Source organism: Sandaracinobacteroides sayramensis (assembly GCF_022014495.1).
In the GTDB taxonomy this organism is placed as follows: Bacteria; Pseudomonadota; Alphaproteobacteria; order Sphingomonadales; family Sphingomonadaceae; genus Sandaracinobacteroides; species Sandaracinobacteroides sayramense.
In genome coordinates this window covers 1-13,059 of sequence record NZ_JAKLSQ010000004.1, presented here as the reverse complement: position 1 = coordinate 13,059, position 13,059 = coordinate 1, and the positions used below count along the sequence as shown (strand labels likewise).

Annotated in this window: 11 protein-coding genes; 6 read left to right on the top strand and 5 right to left on the bottom strand. The window is 69.5% G+C overall.

Going from position 1 to position 13,059, the window contains the following annotated elements:
- Nucleotides 1–61: 61 nt before the first annotated feature.
- Nucleotides 62–2,062, bottom strand: a complete 2,001-nt coding sequence (locus L6Q21_RS04280) for a hypothetical protein (protein ID WP_237829336.1) — start codon at nt 2,060–2,062, stop codon at nt 62–64.
- 101 nt (nt 2,063–2,163) lie between these two features.
- Between L6Q21_RS04280 and L6Q21_RS04275 the strand changes: the two genes are divergently transcribed.
- A complete protein-coding gene (locus L6Q21_RS04275) occupies nt 2,164–3,315 on the top strand; it encodes an alpha-hydroxy acid oxidase (protein WP_237829335.1) in 1,152 nt (383 codons plus the stop codon).
- On the opposite strand, the gene L6Q21_RS04270 is transcribed toward L6Q21_RS04275, so the two are convergent.
- Nucleotides 3,306–3,881, bottom strand: coding sequence for a J domain-containing protein (locus tag L6Q21_RS04270; RefSeq protein ID WP_237829334.1), 576 nt, complete (start codon nt 3,879–3,881; stop codon nt 3,306–3,308). The genes L6Q21_RS04275 and L6Q21_RS04270 overlap by 10 nt on opposite strands.
- Before the next feature lie 62 nt (nt 3,882–3,943).
- Between L6Q21_RS04270 and L6Q21_RS04265 the strand changes: the two genes are divergently transcribed.
- Nucleotides 3,944–4,213 (top strand): BolA family protein, encoded by a 270-nt coding sequence (locus L6Q21_RS04265; protein WP_237829333.1) that lies wholly within the window; start codon nt 3,944–3,946, stop codon nt 4,211–4,213.
- A gap of 106 nt (nt 4,214–4,319) precedes the next feature.
- Here the strand turns inward: L6Q21_RS04265 and L6Q21_RS04260 are convergent, their stop codons facing one another.
- A complete protein-coding gene (locus L6Q21_RS04260; protein ID WP_237829332.1) occupies nt 4,320–6,767 on the bottom strand; it encodes a penicillin acylase family protein in 2,448 nt (815 codons plus the stop codon).
- 84 nt (nt 6,768–6,851) lie between these two features.
- On the opposite strand from L6Q21_RS04260, the gene L6Q21_RS04255 reads away from it, so the two are divergent.
- Together L6Q21_RS04255 and cobT are read left to right on the top strand one after the other, a co-directional pair.
- Nucleotides 6,852–7,061, top strand: a complete 210-nt coding sequence (locus tag L6Q21_RS04255; RefSeq protein ID WP_237829331.1) for a hypothetical protein — start codon at nt 6,852–6,854, stop codon at nt 7,059–7,061.
- Nucleotides 7,062–7,132: 71 nt separating this feature from the next.
- The gene (gene cobT, locus L6Q21_RS04250; RefSeq protein WP_237829329.1) at nt 7,133–8,977 is read left to right on the top strand and encodes a cobaltochelatase subunit CobT; all 1,845 of its coding nucleotides are present in this window, start codon (nt 7,133–7,135) and stop codon (nt 8,975–8,977) included.
- 317 nt (nt 8,978–9,294) lie between these two features.
- Here the strand turns inward: cobT and L6Q21_RS04245 are convergent, their stop codons facing one another.
- Together L6Q21_RS04245 and recQ are read right to left on the bottom strand one after the other, a co-directional pair.
- Complete coding sequence (locus L6Q21_RS04245; RefSeq protein WP_237829327.1) at nt 9,295–9,591, bottom strand: hypothetical protein; 297 nt, start codon at nt 9,589–9,591, stop codon at nt 9,295–9,297.
- 60 nt (nt 9,592–9,651) lie between these two features.
- Complete coding sequence (gene recQ, locus L6Q21_RS04240; protein WP_237829326.1) at nt 9,652–11,439, bottom strand: DNA helicase RecQ; 1,788 nt, start codon at nt 11,437–11,439, stop codon at nt 9,652–9,654.
- A gap of 54 nt (nt 11,440–11,493) precedes the next feature.
- On the opposite strand from recQ, the gene L6Q21_RS04235 reads away from it, so the two are divergent.
- Nucleotides 11,494–12,231: an alpha/beta fold hydrolase gene (locus L6Q21_RS04235; RefSeq protein WP_237829325.1), complete on the top strand. Its 738-nt coding sequence runs from the start codon at nt 11,494–11,496 to the stop codon at nt 12,229–12,231.
- Nucleotides 12,231–12,983, top strand: a complete 753-nt coding sequence (locus tag L6Q21_RS04230; RefSeq protein ID WP_237829324.1) for a tetratricopeptide repeat protein — start codon at nt 12,231–12,233, stop codon at nt 12,981–12,983. The genes L6Q21_RS04235 and L6Q21_RS04230 overlap by 1 nt, the downstream gene beginning before the upstream one ends.
- Nucleotides 12,984–13,059 lie beyond the last annotated feature (76 nt).

The following is a 13,059-nucleotide window of genomic DNA, read 5'->3' as shown; positions in this document are numbered from 1 at the left end:
GGGCAAGCGCAACCGCATGCCATCGCCCTCACGCTTGCGGGAGGGCGCGTGGAAGGCGCGCCTATCGCGCGGAGAAGCGGAAATTCTGGCTCTCGCCCACGCAGCCCTGGGTGTTGCCCGGCCGGAACACCGGCTCATAGCGAAGCTGCATCGCCCCTTTCTCCGTCGCCTTTCCGAATACGAAGGGCGGGGCGGCCATCACCGTGCGGGCGTTGCGCGGCTTGCCGTCCGTGCCGATGTCATATTCCACCCGCGTCATCCCGCCCGAGCCCCAGCGATGGGCTTCCGGCGGAAAGATGCCGGAACTCACCTGCGAATTCTCCCGCCTCGGCCGCACGTCCACCAGCGCGCATTGCTCGGGGCTGAGGCCGGTGGCGGCGAGTGCGGCAGCGGCCGTCTCAAGGTCCTTGCGGGCGGCGGCGATGTTGGAAAGCCGAAGCAGCGCCGTGGTCCGGATGGGGTCGACGCGGCCAAGCGCCTCCTGCGGCGTGGCGACGATCGCCCGCAGCAGCGTTTCGGCGGCCTGCGGCTGCCGGGCCTCGTGCAGAAGCCCGGCCTGTTCCAGGCGCAGGAATTGCGTGGTCCGGGCGTTCGGGCGGGCCGCTTCCTCCGCCGCCACCAGCCGGCCCAGCGCCGCACGGCTGGACTTGCTGCCATATTCGCCGAGACTGATGGCCCGGAAGCGCGATATGGCGGCCAGTTGCGGGTCGCGGCCGGACGCTTCCAGAACTTCTGCCGCCTGTTCGAACCATTTGGCGCGATCTTCCACAGACGCCTTTCCGTTCGTCGCCAGCGCGGTCAAGGGCGGCAAGGTCTCCAGGCTCGTCGCGCCATTTTGGGCGATGCGCCTTTCCAGTTCCGCCTTATGAACCGCGACAGCAGCGTCCTGATCGTCCGGGGGCGGGGGCAGGGGGGGCAGGCCAAGGCCGGCAATCCCCGTGTGAAAGCCCTCCATGATGCTGTCCCAAACCAGATCATTTTCCGGCCGCGCGTTGGAGCAGCGCACTTCCACCCGCAACGCCTGCCGCCAGAAGCTGTCCACCTTCTCCAGATCCTTCGGGTTCCAGAACCAGTTGCGCGCCGCCTGCACGAACAGCGTCTCCGGGCCGCCGCGCCCATCCGGCCGCCTGCCGTCGGCGCGCTTCACATAGATCGGCTGGGCAGAGCGCACCCGTCCATCGGGATGAATGCCGAATTCCACCACCGCCACATCGTCCGGCGCCAGCCCGGTTTCCGCGCCGCAACGCGGCAGGTCCAGCGACCGCGCGCTGGCAAGCCCGACCGTCACCAGACTGCCGCCGCCGGAATAGGCGACATATTGCTGGTGCGCGACGGAATTGCCCAGCACATAAGCCGCAATCGCCGCATCGGCGCGGACGCGCACGTCGTTGAGGTCGATCCGGGTCGTCTGCCCGCCGCCCGCCAGCCGCATGGCCTTGCGGAAATGTTCCAACGCTTCCTCCGGCTTGCCGTCGTTCAGCTCCACCCTTCCGCGCAGGTCGTGCAGCAGGGCGAGGGTGATCTTGTTTTTGCCCCAGGTTTCCGGCGGCATGGCGATCAGCTCATCCAGCAACCGCCGCGATTCGGCCGGGTCGGTCCAGATCGACACCCGCGCCAAAGCGGATTTCAGCGCGATGTCGGATGCGCTTCCCGCTTCGGGCTTCCAAAGCGCGCGGACGGCGCGAAAATCGTCGGCGGCCTCCACGAACTGCCCGAGCTCCTCATGCGCCTGCGCCCGGGCGTACAGCGCATCCGCCCGTTCGCTCAGATCTTCGGGCGTGCCCTTGTCGAAAATGGCGATGGCGTCCGTCAGCAGCGGAATGGCGGCCTCCTGCTCGCCGTCGCGCACCAGCGCCACGCCCAGCCGCGATTTCACCACCCCCATGGAGCGGCTCCGGCTTCCTTCGGGCATGCGCTTCAGCAGCGCTTCGAACTTCTGCCGTGCACCGGCGATGTCTTTCGCGTCCAGCGCCGCCTGCCCGGCGTCGAAATCCTGCTGGATCGTCGTCTGGGCGATGGCTGGCCCGGCCAGCAGAAAGGCAACGGCAATCGAACGCAACACCAGACATTCCCCCCATCTGAACGGGCGCGATGCTAGCCGTTCCCGCACCCCCCGCCAAGCGCCAGCTTTCGCGGTGGCGTTCGCCGTTCTAAACCCCGGCCATGCGCCTTTCCGATTGCCACAATGTCGGCCATTTCCGCGAGCTCGCCCGCCGGCGGCTTCCAGGGCCCGTGTTCCACTATATCGACGGCGCCGCCGACGACGAGATCACCAGGGCGCGCAACACCACCGCCTTCGACGATGTGGACCTCGTCCCCAATGTGCTGGCCGGAGTCGCCGAGGTGGACATGTCGGTCACCGTGCTGGGGCGCAAGCTCGCCATGCCGCTGTTTCTCAGCCCCACGGCGCTGCAACGGCTGTTCCACTGGCAGGGCGAGCGCGCCGTCGGCCGCGCCGCGTCCGCCTTCGGCACCTATTTCGGAGTCTCCTCGCTTTCCACCGTGGCGCTGGAGGACATCGGCCGCACGGTCGAAGGCCCGAAGATGCTGCAACTCTATGTCCACAAGGACGAGGGGCTGAACCAGAGCCTCGTCGAGCGCGCCCGCAATTCCGGCTTCGACTGCCTGACGCTGACGGTAGACACCATCGTCGGCGGCAACCGCGAGCGCTGCCTTCGAACCGGCTTCACCAGCCCGCCCCGCTTCACGCCGGCCAGCGTCTGGGAATATGCGACGAAGCCCGGCTGGGCGCTGAACTATCTCTTCCGCGAGCGCTTCAGCCTGCCCAACCTCGAAGCGCATCTCTCCGAAGGCTCACGCAAGTCGATGTCGGTCGCCGATTATTTCACGCAGATGCTGGACCAGACGCTGGACTGGAAGCGGGCCGAATCGATCCGCAAGAGCTGGGGCGACAAGCCCTTCTGCCTGAAGGGGGTGATGAGCGTGGAGGACGCGCGCCGCGCCATCGGCATCGGCGCCACCGCCATCATGGTCTCCAACCACGGCGGCCGCCAATTGGACGGCAGCCGCGCCCCCTTCGACCAGATCGCCGAACTGGCGGACGCCGTGGGCGACGAAATCGAGATCATCTGCGACGGCGGCATCCGCCGCGGCACGCATGTGCTGAAGGCGCTGGCGGCGGGCGCCCGGGCCTGTTCCGGCGGACGCCTCTATCTCTACGCGCTGGGCGCCGCCGGGGAAGAAGGGGTGCGCAGCATCCTCGCGCATCTGAAGGCCGAGATCGAGCGCGACATGAAGCTGATGGGCGTGACCCGCATCGACCAGCTGGACCGAAGCCGCCTGCGCTACCGCTGAGCCGCGCCGCGCGCGAAACTCGCGCTCGCCTCCAGATGCGCATAGGCCTCGTTCAGCGCATGGAAGCGGGCCTCATGTTCGCGGCTGCCCTCGTTCGCATCCGGGTGGTAGCGCCGCGCCAGTTGGCGGTATTTCGCCTTCACCTCGGCCAGCGTCGCCGTGTCGGGCAGGCCCAGCTTCGAAAGCGCCTGCCGGTCCTCGCGCGACAAATGGCTGTCGCGCGCGGCTTCGGAGGCCGTCTTCCACCGCAGCACGCCCAGCATGTCGTCGATCCGCTCCTCGCCGGCCATGGCGTTGTGGGCGAAGGCGCGGGTTTCCCGGTCCCAGGTCGGGTAGGGCGACTGCGCCTTCCAGATGGCGTCCTCGCTCATGCCGTCGAAATAATTCCAGCCGGCGTTGAAGGCGCGCACATGCTCCAGGCAGAAAAATTGCCATTCGGGCGGGCCGGAGGGGGCGGCGAAGGCGCTGCCCGGCCGCCGCACGGGCGCGCGATAGTCGCCGGGCTCCGGGCAATCGGGATGCGCGCAGCCGTGGTTCCCCGGAAAAGCGCCTCCCTTCGTCTTCATGCCCATTCCTTCCAGCCAAAAGCGGGCATATAGGGGCGAGGCTCGCAAAACGGGAGGCTTTCATGGGTGAAGTGAAGATGGAAATCGAACGCCGCCTGCGCGAGAATTTCCAGCCCACGCATCTGGAAGTCACCGACGACAGCCGGAAACACGCCGGCCACGCCGGCCACGACCCGCGCGGCGAAAGCCATTTCACCGTGGAGATCGTCTCGGCGCGCTTCGCCGGCCTGAGCCGGGTGGAATGCCAGCGCGCCGTCAACCGCGCGCTCGCCGACCTGCTGGAAGAGCGCGTCCACGCCCTCGCCATCAAGGCCAGCACGCCGGAGTCCTGACGCGCCGCCGGCCTGGGTCAGATGTAATGCAATATATTTTCGTCACCCCGGGCTTGACCCGGGGTCCAGCTTTCCGTCCGGCGAGGGCAAGAAGCGGGACCCCGGGTCAAGCCCGGGGTGACGAGGGGTAACGGGATTCCCCGGCCTGACCCGCCGGCCGCATCTCCAGCCGCCACTTCGCCGCGCCCGGCAGGAAGGGCGTCGGCTGCCCTTGCACCCAAACCTCATGCCCGGCCAGATAATAGGGCGTGCGCGGGCTCCCCGCCTGCCCGCCGGGCATGTGGAACAGGCCTTCGGCTTCCCGCCCCGGCGAAACCGCGAAACGCTCCGAAGCGCCGAATCCCGGCGCGGAGGCCCGCACCGTCGGCCGGTCGCCGGGCACCGCCACCTCCTTCGGGTTCGTCACCCAGGCGAGCGGCGCGATGGCGCGGGCCAGCGGATGCGAAATCCCGGCCTTCGCCACTCCGCCCCAGCTGTAGCGCCCCACATCGCCGCCCGCTTGCAGATCCACATCCTCCGCCACCGCCTGCAGCACATGGTCGAGATAGGCGTCCCAGCTTCCGAAGCCTTTGGGCAGCAGCGCCGCCGGCCGCTCGCGCATCAGCCGCCGCGCCGGCCCCTCCGCCTGCGAGGCGACATAGTTGCGCCGCATCATATTCTTCTCCGGCGCGCCGACCCAGCCTTCGTAAAGCCCGTCCACCACCTCCTTGCGGAAGCGGTCCACCAGCCGGTAGCCGACCGAAGCGGGTAGCGCCCGCTCGCCCCAGTTCGTCACCGGCGCCAGCATCGCCTTCAGCCGCGGATCGTCGCGCTTTTGCAGTTCGGCCAGCATCAGCTGCTGCCAGAAGCGGTTGCGGGTCGCCGTGTCGTCCAGCTGGATCGCCAGGAAATCCGCCGGCGCGAAGCGCTGCCGCGCCAGCAGCAGCTCCTGGATGCGCCCGGCGCGCGCCGCCGCATCATAGCCGCCATCCCCCAGCTTGCGGAATCCCTCGCCGCCCACCACGCGGGAATTGGCGGTCCATATCCGCCCGTCCGCCGGGTTCAGCACGGTCGGAGTCTCGGCCGGAGTCAGATAGCCGTCCCAGCGCCGGCTGCCGTCGGCGAAGCTCACCGCCTCCTGCCCGTCGAAGCCCACCCGCCTCGGCACCCGGCCGATGATCGTCCAGGCGATGTTCCCGGCGGTATCGCCCACGGTGAAATTCTGCTGCGGAATGCCCGAGCGATGGGCGATCTCCAGCCCTTGCGCCACGCTTTGCGCCCGCTCCAGCTCCAGCGCGGCGGCCAGCCGGATCGCGTCCGGCTCATGCGCGGTCCAGCGCATGGCGATGTCGCGGCCGAAGGCATCCCTGGCGACGATCGGCCCCCAGACGGTCTCGCGCACCGGGAAAGTCTCGCAGTCGGACTTGACGCACAGCCGTTCGTCCACCCGCTTCACCGTCGCCACCCCGGCCGGCGTGCGATAGCTGCCGGCCTTGGCGTCCACCCACTCCACCACCACCGCGTCCGAGGTGTCGATATAGCTGTTGGTGAAGCCCCAGGCGATCCGGCCGTTGGAGCCGGCGACCAGGAAGGGCGTGCCGGGGAGCGTCACCCCGGTCGCGTCCATCGGCGCTTCGGCGCTGCCGGCGGCCGGCTTCACCACCAGCCGCGCCCGATACCAGATGGAGGGCACGTCCAGCCCCAGATGCATGTCGTTGGCGACCAGCGCCGCGCCGCTCGCCGTCAGCGCCCCGCCCACCGCCCAGTTGTTGGAGCCGACCGCCTCGGCGATGCGCACGTCATCCGGAACGGGCACACCCGGCGCGTCCGGAACGGGCGCCACGCGCATGGGCGCAATTCCCGAGGGTATCGGCGGCTCGGGCAAGCTGGACCCGTCCAGCGGCGCGTCCAGCTCTGTCGTCACCGGATAGAGGAAGGCGGACATTTCCGCCCCCAGCGCCTTCGCCGCCCGCGCCCGGTCCAGCTCCCGCTGCGGCGTGGCCGGCTGCAGGTTCAGATACATGGCCATCACCGACAGCATCGTGTCTTCCGGCCGCCAGGGCGCGGCTTCGCCACGCAGCAGCAGATATTCGAACGGCTGGGCGCGAAGCTCGGAAAGCCCCTGGTTCACCCCCGCCACATAGGCGTCCAGCAAGGCGCGCTCGCCCGGCGGCATGGAGTCGACGGCCGCCCGTGCCCGGGCGCGGAATCGGTGCGGGCGGATCCGCCGGTCGATGTCGGCCATCGGCTCTCCGGCCAGCGCCGCCAGTTCGCCGGCGGCCATCCGCCGCTGCATGTCCATGCGGAAGTAGCGGTCCTGCGCGTGCAGATAGCCGAGCGCCCGCGCCACATCCGCCCGCGTCTCGCCCGTCACCGTCGCCGTTCCCAGCGAATCGCGCTCCACCGAAACCGGCGCGGAAAGGCCGGGCATGGCCACCTCGCCCTCCAGTTTCGGCACGGAGCCTTCCATCCGCCACCAGAACCAGCCCGCCAGCAGCAGCGCCGCCAGCAGCAGGATGCCCAGCAGCCACATCAGCCAGAAGAAGACGCGCCCCACGAACGACCGCTTCGCCATCCGAACCTCCCCCTTTTTCCGCAAGCCATGGCTAGCGCGGCGGCGGCTGGGGAACAATCCGGCTCGACTGCGGTTTTTGCCAGCATGACAGACCCACGCAATGTCCACCCGCTGGCGCCGAAGCCCGGCACGGAAGAGGAAGGCGTCGGCCACACCGACAACGACCCGCAGTCGGTGCGCGTGCGCGGCGGCATAGAGCTTGGCGCCATGCGCTATGTGCTGGCGATCGGCCTGCTGCTGGCCGTGGTGGCGCTCGCCGGGGCATGGCTTCTGGGGCATGTGCCTGCCCGGTGACCTGCCGCTGATCGGCCAAACCGCATTTCGCAGGGTTCAAGCCGCCGCCGGCTTGGGCTAGACCGGCGGCGATGCCGCAAGAACCCAACCCGCTGGAAGACTTCCGCCAGGCGCTCGCCGCCGGAATGCGCGCGCTCGGCCGCCGGCCCGAGTTCGAGCTGAGCTACACCGCCGACCGTCCGGCCTGCCATGGCGATCAGGCGCGGATTCCACAGCCGTCCCGCAAGCTGACGCCGGAACAGGCCGCGGAAGCGCGCGGCTGGGCCGACAGCTTCGCCCTTCGCACCCGCCTGCACGATCCGCGCGCCCACGCGCGGGTGGAAGTGGCCCCCGGCCTGCCGCGCGAAATGCTGAACGCCGCCGAGCAGGCCCGGATCGAGGCGATCGGCGGCCGCGAAATGGCCGGCGTGGCGCAGAATCTCCGCCGCATGCTCGACACCCGCATGAAGACCGACCCCATCGCCCGCGCCCACACGCCGGACGAAGTGCCGATGGCGACCGCGATCGGCCTCGTCGTGCGCGAAAGGCTGACGGGGGAGGCGATCCCCGAAAGCGCCCGCAACGCCGTCGACATGGTGCGCGGCCGGCTGGAGGAATCGGCCGGCGCCCATCTCGACGATCTCCTCGAAACCGCCGGCGATCAGGCCCGCTTCGCCGAGGCCTTCAAGCGCGTGCTGCACGACCTCGGCCTCGCCGACGACCCCGACGCACCCGAGGAAGAAGAGCAGGCGGACGAGCAGCAGGAAGAGGAAGACGAAAGCCAGGGCGACGAGGAGGGCGAGGATTCCGCCGAGTCGCAAGCTGCCCAGCAGGCGGTCGAGGGCCGCTCGGAAGAGCAGCAGGGCGACGGCGAGGAGGGCGAAAGCAGCGAGGTGGAGGTGGACAGCGACCTGTCCGCCGACGCCGAGCCGGGCGAGGAGGGCGACGAGGGGATGATGCCCTGGCGCCCGAACCTGCCGGATGCGAAGCTGCCGCCGGATTTCGCCTACCGCGCCTACACGCTGGAATATGACGAGGTCGTCACCGCCGAGGAACTGTGCGACGCCGAGGAACTGACGCGGCTGCGCGGCTATCTCGACCAGCAGTTGATCAGCCTGCAAGGGGCGGTGACGAAGCTCGCCAACCGCCTGCAGCGCCGGCTGATGGCGCAGCAGAACCGAAGCTGGGATTTCGACCAGGAGGAAGGCCTGCTCGACCCGGCGCGCCTCACCCGCGTCATCGTCCAGCCGGAGCATGCGCTCAGCTACAAGGTGGAGCGCGACACCGACTTCCGCGACACGGTGGTGACGCTGCTGATCGACAATTCCGGCTCGATGCGCGGCCGCCCCATCTCCATCGCCGCCATTTCCGCCGACATCATGGCCCGCACGCTGGAGCGTTGCGGCGTGAAGACCGAAATCCTCGGCTTCACCACCCGCGCCTGGAAGGGCGGGCAAAGCCGCGAGAAATGGCTGGCGAAGGGCCGCCCGCCGAAGCCCGGCCGCCTGAACGACCTGCGCCACATCGTCTACAAGCAGGCCGACGCCCCCTGGCGCCGGGCGCGCCGCAACCTCGGGCTGATGATGCGCGAGGGGCTGCTGAAGGAGAATATCGACGGCGAGGCGCTGCTATGGGCGCACAGCCGGCTGATCGCCCGCACCGAGGATCGCCGAATCCTGATGGTCATCTCGGACGGCGCGCCGGTCGACGACAGCACGCTCTCCGTCAATAGCGGCAATTATCTGGAACGCCACCTGCGGCAGGTGATCGGCTGGATCGAGCAGAAGAGCCCGGTGGAGCTGATCGCCATCGGCATCGGCCACGACGTGACCCGCTACTACCGCCGAGCCGTCACCATCATGGACGCCGAGCAACTGGGCGGAGCCATGGTCGACCAACTGGCCGGCCTGTTCGACGAAGGCAAAAGCAAGCCCTGAAAAAAAGGTGATTGTGCTGTTTGCGAACCCATGCAGCGAACGGCGGTTCGACTGGGAAGCGGTGGCTATGCCACTCCCTCGTCACCCCGGGCTTGACCCGGGGTCCAGCTTTTCCGCCAGCGCAGCACTTGAGGAAGACAGCGGGACCCCGGGTCAAGCCCGGGGTGACGGCTGTTGGAAATGTCCGTTGTCAGGTCGGCGACCGCACAATTGCCGTTGGTTTGCAAACTGCATAATCACCAAAAAAGCCCCGACCCTTTAGGGGAGGGGTAGGGGCGTGCCGCAAACGCAAACCTCAAAGCAGCATGCCCCAACCATCAGCACTTCTTGGCGTTCTTCCCGATCACGGCCCCGGTCAGCGCCCCGGCGCCGGCCACCAGCGCCGTTTCGCCCAGGTTCCCGCCGGCGATCGCCGCCACCGTGCCCGCACTCGCCGCGCCGACGATCGCCGCCCGGTCGCGGCTCTTGTCCTTGGCGCGCTTGCAGGCTTCATAGCTCTCATAGGCACGGCCGTCGTAAACCCATTGGGTCTTGTTCTTGGATTTGGCGACGAGGGGCGCTGTCGGCGCCACGGCCATCACCGCCCCGGTCAGGGCAACCAGAAACATGCGCATCGCTTTTCTCCTTTCGCCTCCAGCTTGCACCCGCCAAGCTGAACAGGAGCTTCACATTTTTCAGCCCGCCGCCACCACGGCCAGCAGTTCGTCGCCGAAGCGGCTCAGCTTGGCGTCGCCGATTCCGGGAACGCCGGCCAGCATCGTCCGGCTGGAGGGGCGAACCGAGGCGATCGCCTTCAGCGCGCTGTCGTGCAGCACCACGAAGGCCGGCACGTCCATCTCCTCGGCCTTCGCCCGCCGCCAGGCGCGCAGCGCCTCGAACAGGCCGGCGTCGGCTTCGCCCATCTCCGCCACCACCCGCTCGGTCCGCCGCCGGCGGCGCTCGGGCGCCCAGTCGTCCTTGCGCACGGCGACCGGAACCTCGCCCTTCAGCATCTCCCGCGCCGGCCCGGCCAGCCGCAGGCCGCCATGCTCCGCCTCCCGCTCCAGCGCGCCTGCCGCTTCCAGAACCCGCCCCAGCCGCAGCCACTGCGCCTCCGTCAGGTCGGAGCCGATCCCGAACAGCGGCAGCCGGTCGTGGCCGAACCGCTCCACCTTCTCGTCGGCCTCGCCGCGCAGCACATTCGCCACATGCTTCAGCCCGAACATCTGCCCGGTGCGATAGACGGCGGAGAGCAGCTTGCGCGCCGCTTCCGTCACGTCCAGCGTTTCCGGCGCTTCCAGGCAATTGTCGCAATTGCCGCAGGGCTTCGGATCCGGCTCGCCGAAATGCTTCAGCAGCGGCACCCGCCGGCAGCCCAGCGTCTCCGCCCATTGCGCCAGCTTGCGCAGCATCGCCAGCTCATGCGCCTTGCGCGCGTCGTCCGCCTCGCCATCCTCGATCCGCTGGCGGGCCAGAGTCACATCCTGCGGCCCCCAGAACAGCATGGCGGTTGCCGGCGCCCCGTCGCGCCCGGCGCGGCCGGTTTCCTGATAATAGGCCTCGATCGACTTCGGCAGCCCCATATGCGCCACGAAGCGGATGTCCGGCTTGTCGATCCCCATGCCGAAGGCGACGGTCGCGCACATCACTCCATGCTCGGCCCGCTGGAACCAGCGCTGGGAAGCCGCCCGCTCGTCCGCCGAAAGCCCGGCGTGATAGACCCGCGCCGGCAACCCGTGCGCCGCCAGACTCTCCGCCGCCTGCTCGGCCCCCTTGCGCGTCTGGCAGTAGACCACCCCGGCCGCCGCCCCCTGCGCCCGCACGAACTGCACCAACTGCTCGGCGGGCCGCCTTTTCGCCTCGGCGCGATACTGGATGTTCGGCCGGTCGAAGCCCGCCACCAGCAGCCGCTCGGCGGAAATCCCCAATTGCTCGCAGATGTCGGCGCGGGTCATGGCGTCGGCGGTCGCGGTCAGCGCCAGCCGGGGCACGCCCGGCAGCAGGTCGGCCAGCGCCTTCAGCCGGCGATAGTCGGGGCGGAAATCATGCCCCCACTGGCTGACGCAATGCGCCTCGTCGATGGCGACGAGGCTGACCGGCGCCTGCGTCACCAGATTGCGGAACCCCTCCATCGCCGCCCGCTCGGGCGCGACATACAGCAGGTCCAGCTCGCCGGCGCGGAAGGCCCGCATCGTCTCCATCGCATCGCCCGACTGGCTGTTCAGCGCCGCCGCCCGCACGCCCGCCACTTCCAGCGCCCGCACCTGGTCCGCCATCAGCGCGATCAGCGGCGAGACGACGATGCCGCACCCCGGCCGGCAGATCGCCGGTATCTGGTAGCAGAGCGACTTGCCCGCCCCCGTCGGCATCACCAGCGCCACGTCGCGCCCGGCCATCACATCGTCGACGACCTGAGCCTGCACGCCGCGAAACCCCTCGAAGCCGAATACATGGCGGAGCGTATCGAGGGGGTCGCGAATCATGGCCGCGTTGTTCGCCGGCTTTCGCCTCGGGTTCAAGCCGCCTAAAGGCAGGGTATGGCCGAAATCCAGATGATCGACCGGGGCGACGGAGTCCGCCTCGCCGCCCGCCTCCAGCCCGGCGCCGGCCCGACGCTCCTGTTCCTGCCCGGCTATATGTCGGACATGTCCGGCACCAAGGCGGAGCACCTCCTCGGCTGGGCGGCGAAAACCGGCCGCCAGTGCCTGCTCCTCGACTATTCCGGCTGCGGCCGCTCCGAGGGACAGTTCGACGATGGCTGCATCCGCCGCTGGGCCGCCGACGCGAAAGCCATCGCCGACGCGCTGGCGCCCGGCAGGCTGATCCCCATCGGCTCCTCCATGGGCGGCTGGATCATGCTGCATCTGGCGCTCGCCGACCCGGCGCGAATCCAGGCCCTAGTCGGAATCGCCGCCGCGCCCGACTTCACCCGCTGGGGCCTTTCGCTCAGCGCCGAGGACGTGGAGCGGCTCGCGCACCAGGGCTTCACCACCCGCCCCTCGGCCTATGCCGACAGCCCCTACCGCTACAGCCGCGCGTTGATCGAAGACGCGCAGACCGCCACGCTCCTGCAGCAGCCGATCCCGCTCGACATGCCCGTCCGCCTGCTGCACGGCGAGGCCGACCCGGACGTGCCATGGGCCGTCTCGCAGCAACTGATGGCGCAGCTTCGCTCAACCGACGTTCAGCTGACTTTGGTGAAAGGGGGCGACCACCGCCTCTCCTCCCCGTCCGACCTCGCGCTTCTCGAACGGACGCTCGAAAGCCTCGCCTGATGCGCCTCGCTCTGATCCTCCTGCTCGCCGCCGCCCCCGCGCTGGCGCAGGAGACCTACGACCCCTCGCTCGACCCGAAGCGCTACGACGGCTGCATCCGCGCCATCGAGGCGGACGCAAAGAAGGTGGAGGAGTTCGCCACCGAATGGCAGGCGCTGGGCGGCGGCCTGCCGGCCCGCCACTGCCTCGCGCTGGCTCAGCTCCGCCAGGGCAACAACGCCGCCGCCGCGCAGACGCTGGTGAAGGCGGCTGAGGCGGCCGAGGCGCAGAAAAGCCCGATGGCGGCCGATTTCTGGGGGCAGGCCGGCAACGCCGCGCTTCTGGCCGGGGACGCGAAGGGCGCCGTTTCGCACTTCGGCTCCGGCCTGATCGCCGCCGGCGAATTCGCGCCGCAGCGCAGCGCCGAGCTTCTCGTCGACCGCGCCCGCGCCCACACCGAACTCGCCGACCTGAAATCCGCCCGGGCCGACCTCGACCAGGCGCTGAAGCGGAACGGCAAGGACGCGACCGCCTGGCTCCTCTCCGCCGCCCTCGCCCGCCGAGCACAAGACCTGCCCCGCGCGCAGGCCGACATAGCCCGCGCCGCCGAACTGGCCCCGACGGACGCGGACATCCTCTTCGAGCAAGGCAACATAGCCGGCACCTCCGGCGACACGGCCGCCGCCCGCGCTCATTGGCAGCAGGCCGCAAAGGCCGAAGGCACGCAAGCCGCCACTCTGGCAAAACAGGCGCTGGCGGCGAACCCGGATTAGGCTTTTGCGTCTGGTGGCTTGCCTCCGGCGGCCAGGGCTTCGCCCTGGACCCAGCAGGGGCGTGACGCCCCTGCAC

What these genes read in the sequence shown, in the direction of transcription:
- L6Q21_RS04275 (WP_237829335.1), top strand. Translation starts at nt 2,164, where the DNA reads ATGCGCCTTTCCGATTGCCACAATGTCGGCCATTTCCGCGAGCTCGCC.
- L6Q21_RS04270 (WP_237829334.1), bottom strand. Translation starts at nt 3,881, where the DNA reads ATGAAGACGAAGGGAGGCGCTTTTCCGGGGAACCACGGCTGCGCGCAT.
- L6Q21_RS04265 (WP_237829333.1), top strand. Translation starts at nt 3,944, where the DNA reads ATGGGTGAAGTGAAGATGGAAATCGAACGCCGCCTGCGCGAGAATTTC.
- L6Q21_RS04260 (WP_237829332.1), bottom strand. Translation starts at nt 6,767, where the DNA reads ATGGCGAAGCGGTCGTTCGTGGGGCGCGTCTTCTTCTGGCTGATGTGG.
- L6Q21_RS04255 (WP_237829331.1), top strand. Translation starts at nt 6,852, where the DNA reads ATGACAGACCCACGCAATGTCCACCCGCTGGCGCCGAAGCCCGGCACG.
- cobT (WP_237829329.1), top strand. Translation starts at nt 7,133, where the DNA reads ATGCCGCAAGAACCCAACCCGCTGGAAGACTTCCGCCAGGCGCTCGCC.
- L6Q21_RS04245 (WP_237829327.1), bottom strand. Translation starts at nt 9,591, where the DNA reads ATGCGCATGTTTCTGGTTGCCCTGACCGGGGCGGTGATGGCCGTGGCG.
- recQ (WP_237829326.1), bottom strand. Translation starts at nt 11,439, where the DNA reads ATGATTCGCGACCCCCTCGATACGCTCCGCCATGTATTCGGCTTCGAG.
- L6Q21_RS04235 (WP_237829325.1), top strand. Translation starts at nt 11,494, where the DNA reads ATGGCCGAAATCCAGATGATCGACCGGGGCGACGGAGTCCGCCTCGCC.
- L6Q21_RS04230 (WP_237829324.1), top strand. Translation starts at nt 12,231, where the DNA reads ATGCGCCTCGCTCTGATCCTCCTGCTCGCCGCCGCCCCCGCGCTGGCG.